Here is a 21,033-nt window from a genome sequence, read left to right as displayed (position 1 = left end):
TGCGCGGGTGTCCGCGCCCGGGTGCTACTGCTTCTTCGAGTTCTTGGCGTTCTTGCCGCGCTTCTCGCGCACCCGCACCGAGATGTGGATCGGGGTGCCCTCGAAGCCGAACTCCTCGCGCAGCCGGCGCTCGACGAAGCGGCGGTAGCCGGCCTCCAGGAAGCCGGAGGCGAAGAGCACGAACCGCGGCGGCTTGGTGCCGGCCTGCGTGCCGAAGAGGATGCGGGGCTGCTTGCCGCCGCGGATCGGGTGCGGGTGGGCCGCGACGATCTCGCCCAGGAAGGCGTTCAGCCGACCGGTGGGGACGCGGGTCTCCCAGCCTGCGAGGGCGGTCTCGATGGCCGGGACCAGCTTGTCCATGTGACGGCCGGTCTTGGCGGAGACGTTGACCCGGGGCGCCCAGGAGACCTGCTGCATCTCGGTCTCGATCTCGCGCTCGAGGTAGTAGCGGCGCTCCTCGTCGAGCTCGTCCCACTTGTTGTAGGCGATGACGATGGCGCGGCCCGACTCGACCGCCATCGTGATGATGCGCTGGTCCTGGACGGAGATGGTGTCGGTGGTGTCGATGAGGATGACGGCCACCTCGGCCTTCTCGACGGCGGCCGCGGTGCGCAGGGAGGCGTAGTAGTCCGCGCCCTCCTGGAGGTGCACCTTCTTGCGGATGCCGGCCGTGTCGACGAACTTCCAGGTCTTGCCGCCGAGCTCGATGAGCTCGTCGACCGGGTCGCGGGTGGTGCCCGCGAGCTCGTTGACGACGACCCGGTCCTCGTTGGCGACCTTGTTGAGCAGGGAGGACTTGCCGACGTTCGGGCGGCCGATCAGGGCGATGCGGCGCGGGCCGCCGAGGGCGGTGCCGAAGCGCTGCTCGGGGGCGTCGGGCAGGGCCTCCAGGACGGCGTCGAGGAGGTCACCGGTGCCGCGGCCGTGCAGCGAGGAGACCGGGTACGGCTCGCCGAGGCCGAGCGACCACAGGGCGGTGGCGTCGGCCTCGCCGGACTGGCCGTCCACCTTGTTGGCGGCGAGGACGACCGGCTTGCCGGCGCGGCGCAGCAGCTTGACGACGGCCTCGTCGGTGTCGGTGGCGCCGACCGTGGCGTCGACGACGAAGAGGCAGGCGTCGGCGGCCTCGATGGCGTACTCGGCCTGGGCGGCGACGGAGGCGTCGATGCCGAGGACGTCCTGCTCCCAGCCGCCGGTGTCGACGACCTTGAAGCGGCGGCCGGCCCACTCGGCCTCGTAGGTGACGCGGTCGCGGGTGACGCCCGGCTTGTCCTCGACGACTGCCTCGCGGCGGCCGATGATCCGGTTCACCAGGGTCGACTTGCCGACATTGGGACGGCCGACGACGGCGAGGACGGGGAGCGGGCCGTGCCCGGCCTCCTCGATCGCGCCCTCGACGTCCTCGACGTCGAAGCCCTCTTCCGCGGCGAGCTCCATGAACTCCGCGTACTCGGCGTCGCCAAGTGCCCCGTGGTCGTGCTGGTCGTTCATGAAGTCCGTTCCTTGATCATTCGTGGTCGGTGGGTCCCCGGGCCGCGGGGCCCACTACTGAGAGTGTCGCTCAGCGCCCGGTGAGGCGCCTGGCGTTTTTCAGGTGGTCGGTGAGACGTCCCTGGATCCGGTGGGTCGCCTCGTCGAGCGCCTTGCGGGTGCGCCGTCCGCTGCCGTCGCCCGCCTCGAAGGCGTCTCCGAAGACGACGTCCACCGGGTGGCGGAACCGGGGCAGCGCCTTGACCAGCCGGCCGGGCCGCTCGGTGCTGCCGAGGACGGCGACCGGGACGATCGGGGCGCCGCTGCGGACGGCGAAGTAGGCGAGTCCGGAGCGCAGCGAGGCGAAGTCGCCCTCGCCGCGGGTGCCCTCGGGGAAGATCCCGAGGACGCCGCCGTGCTCCAGGACGGCGAGGGCGTTGCCGATGGCGGCGCGGTCCGTGCTGTCCCGGTCGACCTTCAGCTGGCCGATGCCTTCGAGGAAGCTGCCCAGCGGTCCGACGAACGCCTCCTTCTTGATGAGGAAGTGCACGGGCCGCGGGGCGGTGCCCATGAGCATGGGGCCGTCGAGGTTGTGCGCGTGGTTGACGGCGAGGATGACGGGACCCGAGGCCGGGACCCGCCAGGCGCCGAGGACGCGCGGCTTCCAGAGACCGTACATCAGCCCGATGCCGATGCCCCGGCCGACGGCGGCGCCCTTCTCGGAGGGCTGGGTCACTTGGCGGCCGCCCTCTTCTCGTCCACCAGGGTGACGACGCACTCGATGACCTGGTCGAGGGTGAGCTCGGTGGTGTCGACCTCGACGGCGTCGCCGGCCTTGGCCAGCGGGGAGGTCTTGCGGCTGGAGTCGGCCGCGTCCCGCTTGATCAGGGCTTCCTTGGTGGCGTGCACGTCGGCGCCCTTGACCTCGCCGGAGCGGCGGGCGGCGCGGGCCTCGGGGGAGGCGGTGAGGAAGATCTTGAGGTCGGCGTCGGGCAGGACGGTGGTGCCGATGTCCCGGCCCTCGACGACGATGCCGTGCTCGGCGCCCTTGGCGATGGACCGCTGGAGCTCCGTGATCAGGGCCCGCACCTCGGGGACGGCGCTGACGGCGCTGACCTTGGAGGTGACCTCCTCGGTGCGGATGGGGCCGGCCGCGTCGACGCCGTCCACGGTGATGGTGGGGCGGGCCGGGTCGGTGCCGGAGACGATCACGGGCTTCGTGGCGGCGTTGGCCACGGCCTCGGCGTCCTGGACGTCGACGCCGTTGCTGATCATCCACCAGGTGATGGCCCGGTACTGGGCGCCGGTGTCGAGGTAGCTCAGCCCCAGCTTGGCGGCCACCGCCTTCGAGGTGCTCGACTTGCCCGTGCCGGAGGGGCCGTCGATGGCGACGATCACGGTTTCCACGGTGGGGAACGCCTTCCTGGGTGAGCGGGAGCCCCCGGCGGACGTGCGGGGACCCCCACAAGGTTACCGAGTCCCCCGCCCCCGTTCGGCCCAGCGGCCCCCGGACCCCTTGCCGGGGCCCCGGGACCCCGGCTCAGCCGGTCCGCAGCGCCCAGCCCCGCTCCCGCAGCGCCTCCGCCAGGGCGGGGGCCGCCGAGGGCTCGACCATCAGCTGGACCAGGCCCGCCTGCTGGCCGGTGGCGTGCTCGATGCGGACGTCCTCGACGTTGACGCCCGCGCGGCCGGCGTCGGCGAAGATCCGGGCCAGCTCGCCGGGCTGGTCGCTGATGAGGACGACGACCGTCTCGTACGCGGTGGGGGCGGCGCCGTGCTTGCCGGGGACGCGGGCGCGGCCGGCGTTGCCGCGGCGCAGCACGTCCTCCACGCCGGAGGCGCCGGCCCGGCGCTTGGCGTCGTCGCCGGACTCCAGGGAGCGCAGCGCCCGTACCGTCTCGTCCAGGTCGGCGGCCACGCCCGCGAGGACGTCGGCGACGGGTCCCGGGTTGGCGGAGAGGATCTCGACCCACATGCGCGGGTCGGAGGCGGCGATCCGGGTGACGTCGCGGATGCCCTGGCCGCAGAGCCGCACCGCGGTCTCGTCGGCCTGTTCCAGCCGGGCCGCGACCATCGACGAGACCAGCTGCGGGGTGTGCGAGACGAGCGCGACGGCGCGGTCGTGGGCGTCGGCGTCCATGACGACGGGGACGGCCCGGCAGAGCGCGACGAGTTCCAGGGCGAGGTTGAGGACCTCGGTGTCGGTGTCCCGGCCGGGGGTCAGCACCCAGGGGCGGCCCTCGAAGAGGTCGGCGGTCGCGGCGAGCGGTCCGGAGCGCTCCTTGCCGGACATCGGGTGCGTACCTATGTACGGGGTGAGGTCGAGGCCCAGCTCCTCCAGCTCCCGCTTGGGGCCGCCCTTGACGCTGGCCACGTCGATGTAGCCGCGCCCGAGCCCGGCCCGCATGGCCTCGGCGAGGGTGCCGGCGACGTGCGCGGGGGGTACGGCGACGACGACGAGGTCCACCGGACCCTCGGGCGCCTCTTCCGTGCCCGCGCCGAGCGCGGCGGCGGTACGGGCCCGGGAGGGGTCGTGGTCACGCAGGTGGACGCGGATGCCGCGGCCGGCCAGGGCGAGCGCCGCCGAGGTGCCGATCAGGCCGGTTCCGATGACGAGCGCGGTTCTCACTGGGCGATGTCCTTGCGCAGGGCGGCCGCGGCACCGAGGTAGACGTGCGCGATCCGGGACTTGGGCAGATCCGACTCGACGTGCGCGAGGAGCCGTACGACCCTCGGCATCGCGCCCTCGATGTCGAGCTCCTGGGCGCAGATCAGGGGGACGTCCACGATGCCGACGCGGCGGGCCGCGGCGGCGGGGAAGTCGCTGTGCAGGTCGGGCGTGGCCGTGAACCAGATGCTGATGAGGTCGTCGGCGGTCAGCCCGTTGCGTTCGAGCACGGCGGCGAGCAGCTCCTCGACCCGCTCGTGCATGTGTCCGGCCTCGTCCAGGTCCAGCTGGACGGCGCCTCGGACCGCTCGTACCGCCACCTCGTCACCCCTTCGCCCGCGTCGGTGCTCCGGCCAGCCTAGTCAGCCGCCCGGAGCACCGTCGCGGCGCCCGCGCTTCGAGACGGGGATCAGAGGTTCTGCTGCCGGATCAGGTCCTCCAGGGAGGTGCCGGCCTGGGGCAGGCCGCCGCCGGGCGTCAGCTTGTCGACGGCCTGCGGCAGGGCCTGGGCGATCTGGTCGGCGGCCTCCTCGGGGCTCACCCCGGCCTGGGCCGCGGCCTTCTGGAGGGCCTCGTCGGGGAGGGCCTCGGCGATCTGGGCGCCGCTGACGGGCTGGTTCTGGCCGGTGCCGATCCAGGACTGGGCCTGGTCGGCGAGGCCCGACCTGGTCAGCATCTCCAGGAGGCCGCCGAGCGGGTTGGATCCGCCGCCGGCGCCTCCGCCGGCGCCCGAGCCTCCGCCGAGCGCCCCGAGGAGGGCGCCGAGGATGTTGCCCGCGCCTCCGCCGCCGGCGCCCTGGCCGCCGCCTCCGAGGAGACCGCCGAGCAGACTGCCGAGATCGTTTCCCGCCATGAGCGTGCCTTTCGTTCGATGGGGAACACGGCCAATCTCACCCAGACCGGTATGTTCCGCCACCCGGGGTAGGGGCTCGGCGCGGTACAACTGTCGGCATGCTGCTGCACGTCGTACCCCTGGACGAATGGTCCGCCGACCCCGGTCTCCCCTACGCCCCGCCGTCCCTGGCCGCCGAGGGCTTCGTCCACTGCTCTCCGGACGAGACCGCCGCCCTGGCCATCGCCGACGCCCACTACCGGACCGCGGCGGGACCGCTCCTGGTCCTGGTGATCGACGAGTCCCGGCTCTCCGGCGAGGTCCGCTGGGAGGGCTCGGAGGACCAGCTCTTCCCGCACGTGTACGGACCGATCGAGCGGGCGGCGGTGACGGCGCTCCTGGAGGTGCGGCGGGATCCCGACGGCCGTGCGAGGGAGCTGACGCCCTGGGCGTAGGCGTGTCGCGGCGCCGGCGCGGGGCGCGCGGCCAAGCTGGGCGGCATGACTGCTGACGCCCTGCCCCGCCGTACGGCGCTCCTCGCCGGAGGAGCCGTCGTCCTCGTCTCCGGCTGCGGGGGCGGCTCCGACGACTCCGGCGGCACGGTAGGCACCGGCGGCACGGGGGGCACGCCGCCGGGTGCCGCGCCCTCGCCGGCGGTGCTCGCCCGGACCTCCGACATCCCGGTCGGCGGCGGCACCGTCTTCAAGGACGAGAAGGTCGTCGTCACCCAGCCGGTGGCGGGCGAGTTCAAGGCCTTCTCCGCGGTCTGCACCCACCAGGGCTGCCTCGTGGACAAGGTCGCCGACGGCACCATCGACTGCCCGTGCCACGGCTCGAAGTACCGCGTCGCCGACGGCACGGTGGCCGCGGGACCGGCGCCCCGCCCGCTCCCGGAGGAGCGCATTAATGTGTCGGCGGGCACCATCACGCTGGCCTAGCCTGGCGCGCATGACTCCCGAAGAGCTGGTCCGCGACCACACGATCTACTCCTGCGTCATGGGGTCGCGCGCGTTCGGTCTGGCGACCGAGGACAGCGACACCGACCGCCGGGGCGTCTACCTGGCCCCGACCCCCCTCTTCTGGCGCTTCGACAAGCCGCCGGCCCACGTGGACGGCCCGGCCGAGGAGCAGTTCAGCTGGGAGCTGGAACGCTTCTGCGAGCTCGCCCTGCGCAGCAACCCGAACATCCTGGAGTGCCTGCACTCCCCCGTCGTCGAGCACGTCACCCCCCTCGGCGGCGAACTGCTCGCGCTGCGCGGGGCGTTCCTGTCCCGTCAGGCGCACACCACCTTCGTCCGCTACGCGTCGGGCCAGGGCCGCAAGCTGGAGGCCGACGTCCGGCAGTACGGCGCGCCGCGCTGGAAGCACGCCATGCACCTGCTGCGGCTGCTGACCAGCTGCCGGGACCTGCTGCGCAGCGGCGAGCTCCGCGTCGACGTGGGCGAGGAGCGCGAGCGGCTGCTCGCGGTGAAGCGGGGCGAGGTGTCCTGGGAGGAGTGCGAGCGCTGGATGGCCCGGCTCCAGGACGAGGCCGACCGGGCCCAGGACACGAGCCCGCTGCCCGCGGCCCCGGACCACGCCCGGGTCGAGGACTTCCTGGTCCGGGCCCGCCTGTCGGCGCTCTAGGCGCCGCTCCCGGCGGCGTCCCAGGCCGCCCCGAGGGCCAGCAGCTCGTCCCGGTGCTCGATCCGCTCGACCCACTCCCGGGGCCAGGCGTCCGCGCCGAGGTGGGCGCCCGCGAAGGCGCCGGTGAGGCAGGCGATCGAGTCGGAGTCGCCGCGGGTGCAGGCGGCCCGGCGGAGCGCGGTGAGCGGCTCCTCGGGGAAGAGCAGGAAGCACAGCAGGCCGGTGGCCAGGGCCTCCTCGGCGATCCAGCCGTCGCCCGTGTACGTGCAGGGGTCGAGCTCCGGGTCGGCGGTGCGCTGCACGGCGTCGAGGCGTTCCAGCACGGCCAGGCACTCGTCCCAGCCGCGCTCGATGAAGTGGCGCGCCGAGGGGTCCTGCGAGCGGGTCCACAGGTCGCCGAGCCAGCGCTCGTCGTACCGGGAGCGGTTCTCGTACGCGTAGGAGCGCAGCCGGCCGACGAGCCCGGCGGGCTCCACGCCCCGCGCGAGCAGGTGCACGGCCTGCGCCGTCAGGTCGGAGGCGGCGAGGGCGGTGGGGTGGCCGTGGGTGAGGGCGGACTGGAGCTGGGCGGCGCCGGCGGCGAAGTCGTCGTACACGCCGAGCAGCCCGAGGGGCGCGACCCGCATGTTGGCGCCGCAGCCCTTCGAACCGATCTGGCTGGCGTCCGCCCAGGGACGGCCGGTCATGAGGAGGGCGCACGCGCTCAGGCAGGTGCGGCCTGGCGCCCGGTTGTTCTCGGGAGAGCGGTACCAGTCGACGAACTCTTCGCGGAGCAGGTCGGCGAACCGCTCCGGCCCGGCGACCCCGCGCTCCTGGCAGGCGCGCAGTGCCCGCGCCACGGAGAGGGTCATCTGGGTGTCGTCGGTGATCTTCGCGTCCTCGGGGAGCGCCAGCTCCCGCCAGGGGCCGTACCACCTGAGGATCATCGGGACGTCGCTGAACTCCGTGCGGCGGCCCAGCGCGTCCCCCAGCGCCAGCCCGAGCATCGCCCCGGTCGCGGCTTTCTTCGTCGTGCGGGTCACGCGGATCGTCCTTCCGGTCGCAGCAGCGGCGGGTGCAGCGCGGTGGCCTCTCCCGCCCGGTAGAGAGCGGCCGGTTTCCCCCGTCCGCCGGTGCGGCGCGGCGGTGCCTCGACGGGCCGGACGAAGCCGGGGGTGGCGAGGACCTTGCGCCGGAAGTTGGGGCGGTCGAGCGGGACGCCCCAGACCGTCTCGTACACCTGCCGCAGCTCGCCGAGGGTGAACTCGGGCGGGCAGAAGGCGGTGGCGAGGCAGGTGTACTCCAGCTTGGCGCCGACGCGTTCGCGGGCGTCGGCGAGGATCCGGTCGTGGTCGAAGGCGAGCCCGCGGACCGTCTCGTACGGCAGCCAGCGGGCCTGGGCCGCGTCCCCGCCGCCGCGCGGCTCGGGCAGGTCGGGCACGAGCGCGGCGAACGCGACGGAGACCACCCGCTTCCGGGGGTCGCGGTCCGGATCGCTGTAGGTGCGCAACTGCTCCAGGTGGAGCCGGGCGACGGTGGCGCCGGACAGGCCGGTCTCCTCGGCGAGTTCGCGGCGGGCGGCCCGCTCGGCGGACTCGTGGGGCAGCACGAAGCCGCCGGGCAGGGCCCAGCTGCCCGCGTAGGGCTCCTGGCCGCGTTCGACGAGCAGGACGTGCAGCCGGCCCTCGCGGACGGTGAGCACGGCGAGGTCCGCGGTGAGGGCGAAGGGCTCGAAGGCGCGGGGGTCGTAACCCTCCAGGGCCGGGTGGGCCGTGGTCATCGGCGCTCCGGGGGCGTGGCGAGCAGGGCGTCCACCGCGGCGACGGCCGCGGCGAGCCGTTCCTCGTGCGGTCCGGTCAGGACGGCGGTGGGGCGGCCGGTGCGGGTGAGCTGGGTGAGCAGCCGGGCGGTGGTCCAGGACCGCAGGCGCTCGTCACCCTCGGGGTCGGCGGCCTCCTCGCGGCCCTCCGGTACCGGGGACTCCACCCCGCGGTGGTCGGTGAGCAGCCAGAGGTGGTGGCGGGCGCGGGCGGCTATCTCGCCGGTGTCGGCGCTGCGGGTGCCCAGCTGGCGCTCGTGGCGGATGGTGACGGTGAAGGCGTCGGTGTCGCAGACGAGGACCGGCGAGCCGTCCCGCGCCGCCTCCTCCTCGCGCTCGGCCTGGCCCAGGGCGATGAGCGGGAAGTCCCCGGAGCGCAGCGGCGCCCCGTCGCGGGCGGCGCGGTACTCGGGCGCGTACTCGGGGACGTACCGGGTGCGGGCCCAGACGCCGCCGCGGGCGCGGTAGTGGGCGGCGAGGGCGCGGGCCAGGGTGGTGGTGCCGGTGTGCCCGGCGCCGAGGACGACGACGCGCCGGGTGAGCGCGGCCCGCACGGGCGCCTCCAGGAGGTCCCAGTGGGCGGCGGGATCGGCGAGGACGTCCTCGGCCGGGCGCTCGGGCGTGAAGACGGCGTCCACGGGCTCGCGGACGGCGCCGAGGGGGTCGTCGCCGGTGGTGCCTGCGACGAGGGCCTCGGGGTGGATCTCGCGCATCCAGGCGACCCGCTCGGCGAGCGGCAGCGGGTCGTCGGGGCAGCCGCGGACGAGGACGGTGAGCCGCTCGCAGCGCTCGTGGGCGGTGCGGACGAGGCGGTGGTGGGCGGCGTGCGGAGGGCAGAACGCGCCGAGGACCAGGCCGTGCCCGTAACGCTTCATCGCGGTCGCCTCCCCACCCCGTACCGTTTAAAAGTCATCCTGACTATAAAGCCGGGGGCGTTCGCACACAAGGACGAAAAACGCACGGAGGCCCGTGCCCGCCGGGCGGCGGTCACGGGCCTCTGCGAGGGGTCCTGAGGGCGGGCCCACCGGCCGATGCCCTCGGTGCCGATGACGGCTACAGGCCGACTTCCTTCATCAGCATGCCGACCTCGGTGTTGCTCAGGCGGCGCAGCCAGCCCGACTTCTGGTCGCCCAGGGTGATCGGGCCGAAGGCGGTGCGGACCAGCTTCTCGACCGGGAAACCGGCCTCGGCCAGCATCCGGCGCACGATGTGCTTGCGGCCCTCGTGGAGCACGACCTCGACCAGGTAGTTCTTGCCGGTCTGCTCGACGACCCGGAAGTGGTCGGCGCGGGCGTAGCCGTCCTCCAGCTGGATGCCGTCCTTCAGCCGCTTGCCGACCTCGCGGGGCAGCGGGCCGGTGATGGCGGCCAGGTAGGTCTTCTTCACGCCGTACTTGGGGTGGGTCAGACGGTGGGCCAGCTCGCCGTGGTTGGTGAGCAGGATGATGCCCTCGGTCTCGGTGTCGAGCCGGCCGACGTGGAAGAGCCGCGTCTCGCGGTTGGTGACGTAGTCGCCGAGGCACTGGCGGCCGTCGGGGTCCTCCATCGTGGACACGACGCCGGCCGGCTTGTTGAGCGCGAAGAACTGGTACGACTGGGTGGCGACGGTCAGGCCGTCGACCCGGATCTCGTCCTTGTCCGCCACGCGCAGACCCTGCTCCAGCACGATCTCGCCGTTGACCTCGACGCGGGCCTGCTCGATCAGCTCCTCGCAGGCGCGGCGCGAGCCGTAGCCGGCGCGGGCGAGCACCTTCTGCAGCCGCTCGCCCTCCTGCTCGGCGCCCGGGAAGGTCTTCGGGGTCTTGATCTCCGGCTTGTTGGCGTACCGCTCGCGGTTGCGCTCCTCGGCGCGGACGTCGTACTCGCGCGAGCGCGCCGGGGCCGTGCGGCCGCCGCCGCGGTTCGGGGACTGCTTCGGACCGCCCTTGGCACCGCCGCGGGCGGCGTCGCCGCGACCGCGCTTCGGGCCGTCGGAAGGACGACCGGCGAGGCCGTCCACGTCGTAGCTCCGCTCCTCGGGGCGGGGCCGACGCGGGCTGCTCTGGCGCTTCTGGTCGTCCCGGTAACCGCCGCCTCCACCGGAGCCGGAGCCACCGCGGTAGCCGCCGCCACCGCCGGAACCGCCCCGGCCACCGCCACCGGAGCCGCTGCCACCGCGGTAGCCGCCGCCACCGCCGGAGCCACCCCGGCCACCGCCACCGGAGCCGGAGCCGCCCCGGTAGCCGCCACCGCTGCTGCCGCCGCGGCCGCCGCTGTTGCCACCACGGCTCCCGCCGTTGTTTCCGCTGCTGTTCCTGCCGCTGCTGCTTCGCATCAGTCTTCCGTAGTCTCGTCAGTCTCGTCCTCGTCCGGATCGAACGAGGGGACCCCCTCCAGGGAGTCCGGCTCCACCGCTTCCGCCTCGGGGAGGAAGGGTGCAAGTTCCGGGAGCTCGTCCAGGCCGCGCAGGCCCATCCGCTCCAGGAAGTAGTTCGTCGTCCTGTACAGGATCGCACCTGTTTCGGGTTCCGCGCCCGCCTCCTCCACCAGACCCCGCTGGAGGAGGGTGCGCATGACCCCGTCGCAGTTCACTCCGCGCACCGCGGAGACCCGCGAGCGGCTGACCGGCTGGCGGTACGCGACGACCGCCAGCGTCTCCAGGGCCGCCTGGGTGAGCCGGGCCTGCTGCCCGTCCAGGACGAAGGCCTCGACTGCGGGGGCGTACGCGGCGCGGGTGTAGAACCGCCAGCCCCCGGCGACCACCCGGAGCTCGAACCCGCGGCCCTGGGCCGTGTACTCGTCGGCGAGCTCGCGCAGGGCGTCGGCGACCTCGCGGGGGGGTGCGGTCGAGCACCTTGGCGAGGTGGGCCTCGGTGGCCGGCTCGTCGACGACCATCAGGACGGCTTCGAGCGCGGGCTTGAGGTCGAGCTCGCTCACGGGGCGGCCTCCTGGTCTGCGGGGTCGGTGCGTTCGGTCCGGCCGGCGGGGCCGGCGGGGTCGGCGGGGTCGGCGGGGTCGGCGGGGTCTTCCTGGTCGAACTCGTCGGTGACGGCCCCCGACGGGTCCGTCTCCCCGCCCGTCCAGGAGACGGTGAGGTCCCCGAGGGCGGTCTCCTGGTCGAGGGCGACGGCCTTCTCCCGGTAGAGCTCCAGGAGCGCCAGGAAGCGCGCGACGACGGTGAGCGTGTCGCCGGCCCCTTCGGCGAGCTCCCGGAAGCTCAGCACGCCGCGCTCGCGCAGCAGGGCGACGACGATCCCCGCCTGCTCGCGGACGCTGACGAGGGGCGCGTGGATGTGGTCGACGTACACCTGCGGCTCGGCCTTCGGCTGCATGGCCTTGACCGCCAGGGCGGCGAAGCCCTCGGCACCGATGGAGATGACGACCTCGGGCAGCAGCTCGGCGTGGTGCGGCTCCAGACCGACGGTGCGGGGGTGGCGGCGCCCCTCGGCCTCCCAGCGCTCGGCGAAGATCTCGGCGATCCGCTTGTACGCGCGGTACTGCAGCAGCCGCGCGAAGAGCAGGTCCCGCGCCTCCAGGAGCGCGAGGTCGGCCTCGTCCTCCACCTCGGCCGCGGGCAGCAGCCGGGCGGCCTTGAGGTCGAGCAGCGTGGCGGCGACGACCAGGAACTCGGTGGTCTGGTCGAGGTCCCAGTCGGGGCCCATGGCGCGGATGTGCGCCATGAACTCGTCGGTGACCTTGGAGAGGGCGACCTCCGTGACGTCGAGCCGGTGCTTGGAGATGAGCTGCAGCAGCAGGTCGAACGGCCCCTCGAAGTTCGCGAGCCGCACGGTGAACCGCCCGTCGGCGGGCGCGTCGGCGCCGGCGGGCGCGTCGGCGCCGGCGGGCGCGTCGGCGACGGGCACGGGCTCCGCGGGCTCGGGGATGAGCACCCCACCGGCGCCGCCGGGGTCGACAGGGGCACCCCCGGCGGCCAGGGGCTCACAAGGGGCGTGCGCGGCAGCGTGGGGCGCGGCGGGGACGTCCACGGCGTCGTGGGCCGCCCCGGGCGCCTCGGCGCTCCTGGGCTCCGCGGAGCCCTTCCCGGCGCCGTCGGGCCTCGCGAGGACCTCCTCGGCGCCGTACGCCTCCTCTGCGCCCTCCTCGGCCCCGTACGCGCCCTCTTCGGCCCCGTACGCCCCCTCCGGCGCCCCCGGGTCCGCGGGCTCGGCCGGCGGGGCCGGCTCGCCGGGACCGGGGAGGGGCGGCGGGGCCGACCCCGGTCCGCGGCCCAGGAGGCGGCGGCGGGGCGGGCGGGACGTTTCGTCAGGGGGGTGGGGCATCGAGGTCCTGGTGGAGCGGGGGTGCGGGAGCCCGCAGGCTACCGTCAGCGGCCGCGCAGGCGGCGGACGAGGATGCTCGCGTCGCCGCGGGACTCCAGGTCCGCCAGGACCACGGCGACCGCCTCGCGGACGATCCGGCCGCGGTCGACCGCGAGGCCGTGCTCGCCGCGCAGCACCAGGCGCGCGTGCTCCAGGTCCATCAGCTCCTCGGCGGAGACGTAGACCGTGATCTTCTCGTCGTGGCGCTCACGCCCGCTGGGCCGCCGGTTGGCGGCGCGGGCGCGCCGACGGGCCGCCTGGGTGGAGGCGGGGGCGGCGGCCGGGGTCTTCGACGGAGCGGGGGCCGGGGCCTCCGCCTCCGCCGTGCGGGCGCGCGGCTCGGACGGATCGGCGTCGGCGGAGGCGTGCTCCGCCCCGCCCGCCCCGCCTTCCGAGGCCGCCGTGTCGCTCTCCCCCGCCGGGGCCGGGACGGCCCGGCGCGGCGAGGACGCCTGGAGCGCCATCCCCCCGGTCGTACGGAACAGTTCGTCGGCGCCGGGCAGACTCACTCGGCGTGACACCGGGCGAGCACCTCCCTGGCGAGCTGACGGTAGGCGGCGGCGCCCACGGAGTTGGAGGCGTACGTGGTGATGGGCTCACCGGCGACGGTGGTCTCCGGGAAGCGCACCGTACGGCCGATCACCGTGTGGTACACGTGGTCGTCGAAGGCCTCGACGACGCGCGCCAGCACCTCGCGCGAGTGCACCGTCCGCGAGTCGTACATCGTGGCGAGGATGCCGTCGAGCTCCAGGTCGGGGTTGAGCCGCTCCTGGACCTTCTCGATCGTCTCGGTCAGCAGGGCCACGCCGCGCAGCGCGAAGAACTCGCATTCCAGCGGCACGATGACCTTGTGAGCGGCCGTCAGGGCGTTCACGGTCAGCAGGCCGAGCGAGGGCTGACAGTCGATCACGATGTAGTCGTAGTCGTTCATCAGCGGCTTGAGGGCGCGCTGGAGCGTGGACTCGCGCGCGACCTCGGAGACCAGCTGCACCTCGGCGGCGGAGAGGTCGATGTTGCTCGGGAGCAGGTCCATGTTGGGGACCGCGGTCTTGAGCAGCACCTCGTCCGCCGACATGCCCCGCTCCATGAGCAGGTTGTAGACGGTGAGGTCGAGCTCCATCGGGTTCACGCCGAGGCCGACCGACAGGGCTCCCTGCGGGTCGAAGTCGACGAGCAGGACCCGCCGTCCGTACTCGGCGAGCGCGGCGCCCAGGTTGATGGTCGACGTGGTCTTGCCGACGCCGCCCTTCTGGTTGCACATCGCGATGATCTTCGCGGGACCGTGGTCGGTCAGCGGGCCCGGGATCGGGAAGTACGGCAGGGGCCGTCCGGTGGGGCCGATCCGCTCGCGGCGCTGGCGGGCAGCGTCGGGTGCGAGGGTGGCCGCGTACTCCGGGTCGGGCTCGTACTCGGCGTCGGGGTCGTAGAAGTGCCCCTCGGGCACCTCGTCAAAGGCGGCGAAGTGGGTGGACTCTCGGCCCATCTCGTTGCCGGCCGTGGCGTTCACGTGTAGGCCGTCCGTCATCTTCATCGTATGGGCTGGCGTCATGGGCTGGTGCGTCGCGAAGGTCCGCACCGCGACGGAGCCGATCGGGGCTCCTGGCTCCGCACCCCCGGGAGTAAATGTCGACTCATTCACAAGTCGTCTTACCTCCTTGGATGTGACCAGGAACATTTATCGATAGGTCAGCGTGGCACCATGCCGACGGTTGGCGACTCTATGGCGTGTCACCGGTCCGCAGCAACACAATCCGCCGGACCCGGCCCGATGTGTCGGCAACCGAACACCCCGCTGTCAAGGGTGCGCAGGCATGGAACCGTACGTTTCAGGGGTGCGCGAAACGGTTAAAGAGTTACGTTCGAGGCGAGTTGACCAGGCGTCGGAACGTGTCCGGACGCACATCGGGCCGGACCTTGCTCGACAAGGTCCGGCCCGATGCGTGAGGTTGACGGAAGGCGTTGACCGACCGTTTCTCCTCTTGTGTGGAGCGTGCGGAGGGTCAGCCGATGAGGGTGCTCAGCTCGACGTGCTCGAGACCGTGGGCCTCGGCGACCTCCTTGTAGACGACCTTGCCGTCGTGGGTGTTGAGGCCCTTGGCGAGGGCGGCGTCACGGCGCAGCGCCTCGACCCAGCCGTTGTTCGCCAGCGACACGATGTAGGGCAGCGTGGCGTTGGTGAGGGCGTAGGTGGAGGTGTTCGGGACCGCGCCCGGCATGTTGGCGACGCAGTAGAAGACCGAGTTGTGGACCTGGAAGGTCGGCTCGGCGTGGGTGGTCGCGTGGGAGTCCTCGAAGCAGCCGCCCTGGTCGATGGCAATGTCGACAAGGACACTTCCGGGCTTCATCTTGGCGACGAGCTCGTTGGTGACCAGCTTCGGGGCCTTGGCGCCGGGGATGAGGACGGCACCGACGACGAGGTCCGCCTCGACGACGGCCTTCTCCAGCTCGAAGGCGTTGGAGACGATCGTCTTGACCTTCGTGCCGAAGATCTTGTCGGCCTCGCGGAGCTTGTTGATGTCGCGGTCGAGCAGGGTCACGTGGAAGCCCAGGCCGATGGCGATCTGCACGGCGTTCCAGCCGGAGACGCCGCCGCCGATGACCACGCACTCGCCGGCGTGGGTGCCGGGGACGCCGCCGGGGAGCACGCCGCGGCCGCCGGCCGAGCGCATCAGGTGGTAGGCGCCGACCTGCGGGGCCAGGCGGCCCGCGACCTCGGACATCGGGGCGAGCAGCGGGAGCGCGCGGTTCGCGGTCTCGACCGTCTCGTACGCGATGGCGGTGGTGCCGGACTCCAGGAGGGCGTCCGTGCACTCCTTGGAGGCGGCGAGGTGCAGGTAGGTGAAGAGGGTCTGGTCCTTGCGGAGGCGGTGGTACTCCTCCGCGATCGGCTCCTTGACCTTGAGCAGCAGGTCGGCGGTGGCCCAGACCTCGTCGGCGGTGGCGAGGATCTCGGCGCCGGCGCCGACGTACTCCTCGTCCGTGATCGAGGAGCCGACACCGGCGTTCTGCTCGATGAAGACCTGGTGGCCGTTGCGGACGAGCTCGTGGACACCGGCAGGGGTGATGGCCACGCGGAACTCGTTGTTCTTGACCTCGCGGGGGATGCCGACCTTCATCGTCGATCACGGTCCTTGAATCAGGGGGGAAGACGGGGGTGACTGCGGTGTGGCCGCACCGGGGAAAGCCCGGCAAAGCCATACATACCCGGATGCACTGCGGCACACCGGCACAGACCGCGACCGAACGCGGCTCAACCAGTCTAATGAAGGAGTTCCCGCTGTCTAGCCTTTCAAAGTACTAATCTTCGACAGAAGCACTACGGATTTCGTAGGCGGAGGAACCGGTTCCCAGCAGTCTTTCCGCCGCCGACCTGTGCAGTCGCGCCGCCGCCGGGTCGCCGAGCCGGTCCAGGGTGTCCGCGAGCCGGAGCTGGAGCGCCGCCTGGAGCCGTACGTCCTTGGCGCGCCGGGCCCACTCGACCGCCTCCTCGCAGCTGCGCAGGCACTCCTCGGGACGGCCCGCGTACTCCTGGACCCGGGCCGCCTCGCTCAACGCCCTTGCGTAGCCCGGGAGATCGGCGAGCCTGCGGTAGCCGGACGCGGCGGCGCGCCAGCTGCGCAGGGCCTCGCCGTAGCGGCCCGCGTAGGTGTGCACCGCGCCGAGCCGGCCGTAGAGCCGGGCCTGGTCGGCGCGCTCGTCACGGGCCAGCCGCTGGGCCAGCGCCCGCCCGTACCAGTCGCCGGCCCGGTGCCAGTCCCCCAGCTCCTGATAGGCCCCACCTACGGATTCCATTGCGCGACCCACCGCGTACGGGTCATTTGCTTCCCTGCCGGCCTCCAAAGCCGACCGATATCGCAGCAATGCGTCCTGGGTGCGTCCGGTCCTGGCATCCAGGTCGGCCAGGTTCAGCAGGGCCGCGGCCCGCTCCCGGTGCAGCCCGCGCCGCTCGGCGACGTCCAGCACCAGCCGGTGCAGCCCGTAGAGGTCGGGGGCCGCCGCCTCGGCGCCCCGGTGCGCGGCCAGCGCCCGGACCAGGGCGGCGATCAGCCGGCGGGCCAGGGTGTCGAGCTCCCCGTCGGCGACGGCGAGCCGGGCCGCGGCGAGCAGCACGGGCCGGCGGCTGTCCAGCCAGGCGGCGGCGGTGGCGGCGTTCGGGAAGCGCAGGGCGCGGGGCAGCCCCGCCAGCCTGCGGCGGGCCGGGGAGCCCTCCGGCTCGGTGACCGCGCGGCCGGACTGGAGCAGCCGCACGGTCCGCTCCAGCATCCGGGCCCGGGCCAGCTGCGTCTCGGCCGGCCGGTCGCACTCCTGCAGCTGCTCGCGCAGCAGCGGGACCAGGTGCGCGGGCAGCTCGTACTGCCCGTCCCCGTCCGGGACCTCCCGGACGAGACCGAGCGCGGCGAAGTCGGCGAGGGTGGCGGTCGCCGCGGAGACCGAGCAGCCGGCCAGCGCGGAGGCGGTGTGGGCGTCCGCCCGGCCCAGCGGGGCGAGGCAGAGGTGGCGCAGTATCCGGGCGGCGGGCTGCGGCAGCGAGGCGTGGACGAGGGTGAACGCGCGGGTGACCGGGTCGCCGGTGAGGGCGCGCAGCCGCTTGGCGAGATCGGCGACGGAGGCCTTGGGCCGGGCGGCGAGCCAGCCGCCGGCCAGGACCAGCGCGCCGGGCAGTCCGCCGCACTCCTCGGCGAGGGTCTCGGCGGCCTGCGGGTCGACGGTGACCCGGACCGAGCCGGTGAAGGAGGTGAGCAGTTCGATGGCCGACTTGGGGTCGAGGCCGCCGAGGGTGCAGGGCCGGACGTCCGGGATGCCGGTGAGCGGGCCGCGGGCGACGCCGACGACCAGGCTGTCCGGGTTGTCGGGGAGCAGCGGGTCGACCTGCTCGGCGTCGACGGCGTCGTCGAGGAGCAGGAGCGCCCTGCGGTCGGCGAAGGCCGCGCGGACCAGGGAGGCGAGCTCGTCCTCGGCGGCGCCGGGGGGGCTCGGCGACACCGAGCGCGGCGAGGAGTTCCTGGGCGGCCCGGCCGGTGGGGACGGGGTCGCCGCCGGGTTCGGTGAGCCGGACCCGGAACACCCCGCCGGGGTAGTCGGCGGCGAGGCCGGCGACCAGTTCCTCGGCGAGGGCGGTGCGCCCGGAGCCGGGCTTGCCGGCGATCAGCAGGACCCGCGCGCGGGGGGCCTTGCGGCCGGTGAGGGTGTCGAGGCCGGTGCGTTGGATGTCGGCACGCAGGGCCTTCAACTCCCGCTGGCGACCGTAGAACCGCGAGGCGCCCACGTCTCCCGGACTCCGTCCGGGGGGACCCCCGACCGCCTGATCCGTCACGGGCCACTCTCCCGTCCACCTGCGCACGAGCCGATCCCGCGGGGGGTCCGCACGGGCGCTTCCGAGCGTAGTTCAGGGCACGGCGCGGACCCGGCGGAGCGCGGCGGACAAATCCCCCGATCGGATCACTGGATTGTCTGACCGGCGGCGTGGCGTCGCGCGCCACGCCGTGCCCGCCCCGGCCCCGACCGGGCCCGGGGCCCGGGACTACGCCTCGAAGGGGCGCGCCGGCCAGGGCGCGTCCGCGGGCCGCAGCGCGTCCGGCCCGTCCCCGTTCAGCGCGGCCGTGAGCGAGAGGAGGCCCACCACCAGGCAGGTGTTGTGCAGCTCCCCGGCGAGGACGCCGCGGACCAGCTCCGCGAGCGGGACCCGGGCCAGCTCCATGTCGGCCTCCTCGTCGGAGACCTCGTACCGCTCGCCCTCCGCCTCGGACAGCCCGCGCGCGAGGAAGATCCGCACGGCCTCGTCGGAGCCGCCGGGGCTGGGGAAGACGTCCACGAGGACCCGCCAGTCCTCGGCCTTGACGTGCGCCTCCTCGTACAGCTCCCGCTGGGCGGCGTGCAGCGGGTTCTCGCCGACCACGTCGAGCAGCCCGGCCGGGACCTCCCAGAGCTTCTCGCGCACCGGGTGCCGGTACTGCTTGATCACGAGGACCCGGTCCCGCTCGTCGAGGGCGACGACCGCGACCGAGCCGGGGTGCACCTGGTAGTCGCGTCGGGCGACGGAGCCGTCCGGCATGACCACGTCGTCCGTGCGGACACTCGTCTTGGCTCCCCTGAAGGGGGTGGTGGTGGCGACGACCCGCCACTCCTCCGGGGTGTCCTGCACCTGCATCAGCTGTCCTCCCGCATGGCCACGTACGAAAACCGGGGTACGCGTCCCGGAAGGGACCCGTACCCCGGCAACGGTAACGCCAGGCGACTACTGGGCCGGCTTGCCCGTCTTGCGCTCGACGGCCGCCTTCACCAGGCCCGCGAAGAGCGGGTGCGGGCGGGTCGGGCGGGACTTGAGCTCCGGGTGCGCCTGGGTGGCGACCAGGTAGGGGTGGACGTCCTTCGGGTACTCGACGAACTCCACCAGCTTGTTGTCCGGGGAGGTGCCGGAGAAGACCAGACCGGCCTTCTTCTCCAGCTCCGCGCGGTACGCGTTGTTCACCTCGTAGCGGTGACGGTGGCGCTCGTCCACGTACGGCTGGTCGTCGTAGGCCTCGCGCACGACGGAGCCCTCGGCGAGCTTGGCCGGGTAGAGGCCCAGGCGCATCGTTCCGCCCAGGTCGCCCGCGCCCTCGACGTACGCCAGCTGCTCCTCCATCGTCGAGACGACGGGGTGCGCGGTGGCCGGGTCGAACTCGGTGGAGTTGGCCTCGGGGATGTCGGCGAGGTTGCGCGCCGCCTCGATGACGATGCACTGCAGGCCGAGGCAGATGCCGAGCAGCGGCACCTTGTTCTCGCGGGCGTACTGGATCGCGCCGACCTTGCCGCTCACGCCGCGGTCGCCGAAGCCGCCGGGGATGAGGACGGCGTCGCAGTCGCCGAGCTGCTTCTCGGCGCCGGCCTGGGTCTTGCAGTCGTCGGAGGTGACCCACTTGACCTTGACCCGGGCCTTGTTGGCGAAGCCGCCGGCCCGCATGGCCTCGGTGACCGAGAGGTACGCGTCGGGCAGGTCGATGTACTTGCCGACGAGCGCGACGGTGACCTCGTGGTCGGGGTTGTGGACGCGGTCCAGGAGGTCCTCCCAGACGGTCCAGTCCACGTCGCGGAAGGGCAGGTCCAGCTTGCGGACGACGTAGGCGTCCAGGCCCTCGGAGTGCAGCACCTTCGGGATGTCGTAGATCGACTTGGCGTCGATGGCGGCGACCACCGCGGCCTCGTCGACGTCGCACATCAGCGAGATCTTGCGCTTGATGGCGGTCGGGACCTCGCGGTCGGCGCGCAGCACGATCGCGTCGGGCTGGATGCCGATGTTGCGCAGGGCGGCGACCGAGTGCTGGGTCGGCTTGGTCTTCAGCTCGCCGGAGGGGCCGATGTAGGGCAGCAGCGAGATGTGCACGACGAAGACGTTGTCGCGGCCGACCTCGTGGCGGACCTGGCGGACGGTCTCCAGGAAGGGCAGCGACTCGATGTCGCCGACGGTGCCGCCGACCTCGGTGATCACGACGTCCACGTCGTCCGTCGCCATGCGGCGGATGCGGGACTTGATCTCGTTGGTGATGTGCGGGATGACCTGGACGGTGTCGCCGAGGTACTCGCCGCGCCGCTCCTTGGCGATGACCTGCGAGTAGACCTGGCCGGTGGTGACGTTGGCCGAGCCGTCGAGGTCGACGTCGAGGAAGCGCTCGTAGTGGCCGATGTCCAGGTCGGTCTCGGCGCCGTCGTTGGTGACGAACACCTCACCGTGCTGGAAGGGGTTCATCGTGCCCGGGTCGACGTTCAGGTACGGGTCGAGCTTCTGCATCGTGACCCGCAGGCCGCGGGCCTTGAGGAGCGCACCCAGGCTGGAGGCGGTCAGGCCCTTGCCGAGGGAGGAGGCGACACCCCCGGTGACGAAGATGTGCTTGGTCGTCGTGGTGTTGGGCGGCATCGCCAAGAGGGGGCTCCCGTGGTCGCGTTCTGGAGGTGCGTACCGGCGTCCCCTCCGGAAGAATCGGGGGGTGCCGTCGCTGCGGTTGCGGGGTCCTCGGCTGTCGCCGTTTCCCACCGGTCCACGGGGTACCAGGGTATCAGCGACATCGGGAGACCGCTTCCGGCCACACGGGGCAGTCGGGTGCACACGTACCGCGACACGCCGTCCGCCGGGCGGCTCGGCCCGGGAACCGCGGAGGGGGCACGGCCGGGGTCTTGGCCGGGGTCAAGACCCGTTCACCCGAACGGATCAACGGCGTTACAAGATCGGCGCCTTCGGTCACTAGGGTGCGTCGTATCCTGCTCGGAACACGCGCTGCCGAGCCGGACCGGCACGGCACCACCCCCGCCCTCCCCCGGACCAAGAGCTCGTCAACGATCCCCTGACCGCTGACCTGTAAGCGCC

General features: G+C 73.3%; 19 protein-coding genes and 2 pseudogenes. 3 read left to right on the top strand and 18 right to left on the bottom strand.

Translation table 11 applies throughout. The features are described from left to right. Positions 1–24: 24 nt before the first annotated feature. From der to ABD981_RS31155, 6 genes are all read right to left on the bottom strand, one after another. Positions 25–1,491, bottom strand: a complete 1,467-nt coding sequence (der, locus tag ABD981_RS31180) for a ribosome biogenesis GTPase Der (protein ID WP_046909512.1) — start codon at positions 1,489–1,491, stop codon at positions 25–27. 70 nt (positions 1,492–1,561) lie between these two features. Next, positions 1,562–2,149, bottom strand: a complete 588-nt coding sequence (locus ABD981_RS31175) for a lysophospholipid acyltransferase family protein (protein WP_123954750.1) — start codon at positions 2,147–2,149, stop codon at positions 1,562–1,564. A 53-nt stretch (positions 2,150–2,202) separates the two neighbouring features. Beyond that, positions 2,203–2,877 carry a (d)CMP kinase gene (gene cmk / locus ABD981_RS31170; protein ID WP_123954741.1) on the bottom strand — a complete coding sequence of 225 codons (675 nt, stop codon included), beginning with the start codon at positions 2,875–2,877 and terminating at the stop codon, positions 2,203–2,205. 133 nt (positions 2,878–3,010) lie between these two features. Further along, positions 3,011–4,099, bottom strand: a complete 1,089-nt coding sequence (locus ABD981_RS31165; RefSeq protein ID WP_046909514.1) for a prephenate dehydrogenase — start codon at positions 4,097–4,099, stop codon at positions 3,011–3,013. Then, on the bottom strand, positions 4,096–4,458 hold the full coding sequence (aroH, locus tag ABD981_RS31160) for a chorismate mutase (RefSeq protein WP_046909515.1): 363 nt from the start codon (positions 4,456–4,458) through the stop codon (positions 4,096–4,098). The genes ABD981_RS31165 and aroH overlap by 4 nt, the downstream gene beginning before the upstream one ends. A gap of 89 nt (positions 4,459–4,547) precedes the next feature. Next, a complete protein-coding gene (locus ABD981_RS31155; protein ID WP_046909516.1) occupies positions 4,548–4,991 on the bottom strand; it encodes a YidB family protein in 444 nt (147 codons plus the stop codon). 98 nt (positions 4,992–5,089) lie between these two features. On the opposite strand from ABD981_RS31155, the gene ABD981_RS31150 reads away from it, so the two are divergent. The 3 genes from ABD981_RS31150 to ABD981_RS31140 are packed head-to-tail and all read left to right on the top strand — an operon-like array spanning position 5,090 to position 6,596. Continuing rightward, entirely contained in the window at positions 5,090–5,425 is a 336-nt protein-coding gene (locus ABD981_RS31150; RefSeq protein WP_046909517.1) for a DUF952 domain-containing protein, read from the top strand. Positions 5,426–5,470: 45 nt separating this feature from the next. Then, positions 5,471–5,908, top strand: coding sequence for a Rieske (2Fe-2S) protein (locus tag ABD981_RS31145; RefSeq protein WP_046909518.1), 438 nt, complete (start codon positions 5,471–5,473; stop codon positions 5,906–5,908). Positions 5,909–5,918: 10 nt separating this feature from the next. Further along, on the top strand, positions 5,919–6,596 hold the full coding sequence (locus ABD981_RS31140) for a nucleotidyltransferase domain-containing protein (protein WP_046909519.1): 678 nt from the start codon (positions 5,919–5,921) through the stop codon (positions 6,594–6,596). On the opposite strand, the gene ABD981_RS31135 is transcribed toward ABD981_RS31140, so the two are convergent. The 12 genes and pseudogenes from ABD981_RS31135 to pyrG form a co-directional block, all read right to left on the bottom strand. Beyond that, the gene (locus tag ABD981_RS31135) at positions 6,593–7,582 is read right to left on the bottom strand and encodes an ADP-ribosylglycohydrolase family protein (RefSeq protein ID WP_046909553.1); all 990 of its coding nucleotides are present in this window, start codon (positions 7,580–7,582) and stop codon (positions 6,593–6,595) included. The genes ABD981_RS31140 and ABD981_RS31135 overlap by 4 nt on opposite strands. 32 nt (positions 7,583–7,614) lie before the next feature. Then, positions 7,615–8,355: an NUDIX hydrolase gene (locus ABD981_RS31130; RefSeq protein ID WP_046909520.1), complete on the bottom strand. Its 741-nt coding sequence runs from the start codon at positions 8,353–8,355 to the stop codon at positions 7,615–7,617. Continuing rightward, a complete protein-coding gene (locus tag ABD981_RS31125; protein ID WP_046909521.1) occupies positions 8,352–9,269 on the bottom strand; it encodes an AAA family ATPase in 918 nt (305 codons plus the stop codon). Before ABD981_RS31125 ends, ABD981_RS31130 begins: the two co-directional genes overlap by 4 nt. A 178-nt stretch (positions 9,270–9,447) precedes the next feature. Continuing rightward, positions 9,448–10,707: a pseudouridine synthase gene (locus tag ABD981_RS31120; RefSeq protein ID WP_046909522.1), complete on the bottom strand. Its 1,260-nt coding sequence runs from the start codon at positions 10,705–10,707 to the stop codon at positions 9,448–9,450. Beyond that, positions 10,707–11,268 (bottom strand): annotated as a pseudogene (gene scpB / locus ABD981_RS31115) (SMC-Scp complex subunit ScpB). Before scpB ends, ABD981_RS31120 begins: the two are co-directional and overlap by 1 nt. 38 nt (positions 11,269–11,306) lie before the next feature. Further along, the gene (locus tag ABD981_RS31110; RefSeq protein ID WP_205628222.1) at positions 11,307–12,653 is read right to left on the bottom strand and encodes a segregation and condensation protein A; all 1,347 of its coding nucleotides are present in this window, start codon (positions 12,651–12,653) and stop codon (positions 11,307–11,309) included. Positions 12,654–12,697: 44 nt separating this feature from the next. Continuing rightward, a complete protein-coding gene (locus ABD981_RS31105) occupies positions 12,698–13,213 on the bottom strand; it encodes a hypothetical protein (protein WP_123954742.1) in 516 nt (171 codons plus the stop codon). Further along, positions 13,198–14,223: a ParA family protein gene (locus ABD981_RS31100; protein WP_046909525.1), complete on the bottom strand. Its 1,026-nt coding sequence runs from the start codon at positions 14,221–14,223 to the stop codon at positions 13,198–13,200. The genes ABD981_RS31105 and ABD981_RS31100 overlap by 16 nt, the downstream gene beginning before the upstream one ends. A gap of 469 nt (positions 14,224–14,692) precedes the next feature. Continuing rightward, a complete protein-coding gene (ald, locus tag ABD981_RS31095) occupies positions 14,693–15,808 on the bottom strand; it encodes an alanine dehydrogenase (RefSeq protein WP_046909526.1) in 1,116 nt (371 codons plus the stop codon). A 181-nt stretch (positions 15,809–15,989) separates the two neighbouring features. Next, positions 15,990–18,006 (bottom strand): annotated as a pseudogene (locus ABD981_RS31090) (hypothetical protein). A 207-nt stretch (positions 18,007–18,213) separates the two neighbouring features. Then, a complete protein-coding gene (locus tag ABD981_RS31085; protein WP_046909528.1) occupies positions 18,214–18,840 on the bottom strand; it encodes an NUDIX domain-containing protein in 627 nt (208 codons plus the stop codon). Between the two features lie 87 nt (positions 18,841–18,927). Continuing rightward, on the bottom strand, positions 18,928–20,586 hold the full coding sequence (pyrG, locus tag ABD981_RS31080) for a CTP synthase (protein WP_046909529.1): 1,659 nt from the start codon (positions 20,584–20,586) through the stop codon (positions 18,928–18,930). Positions 20,587–21,033: the final 447 nt, after the last annotated feature.

The organism is Streptomyces showdoensis, from assembly GCF_039535475.1.
GTDB lineage: Bacteria > Actinomycetota > Actinomycetes > Streptomycetales > Streptomycetaceae > Streptomyces > Streptomyces showdoensis.
Note: the sequence above shows the minus strand (reverse complement) of the source record. Positions and strands in the feature narration are given on the sequence as shown.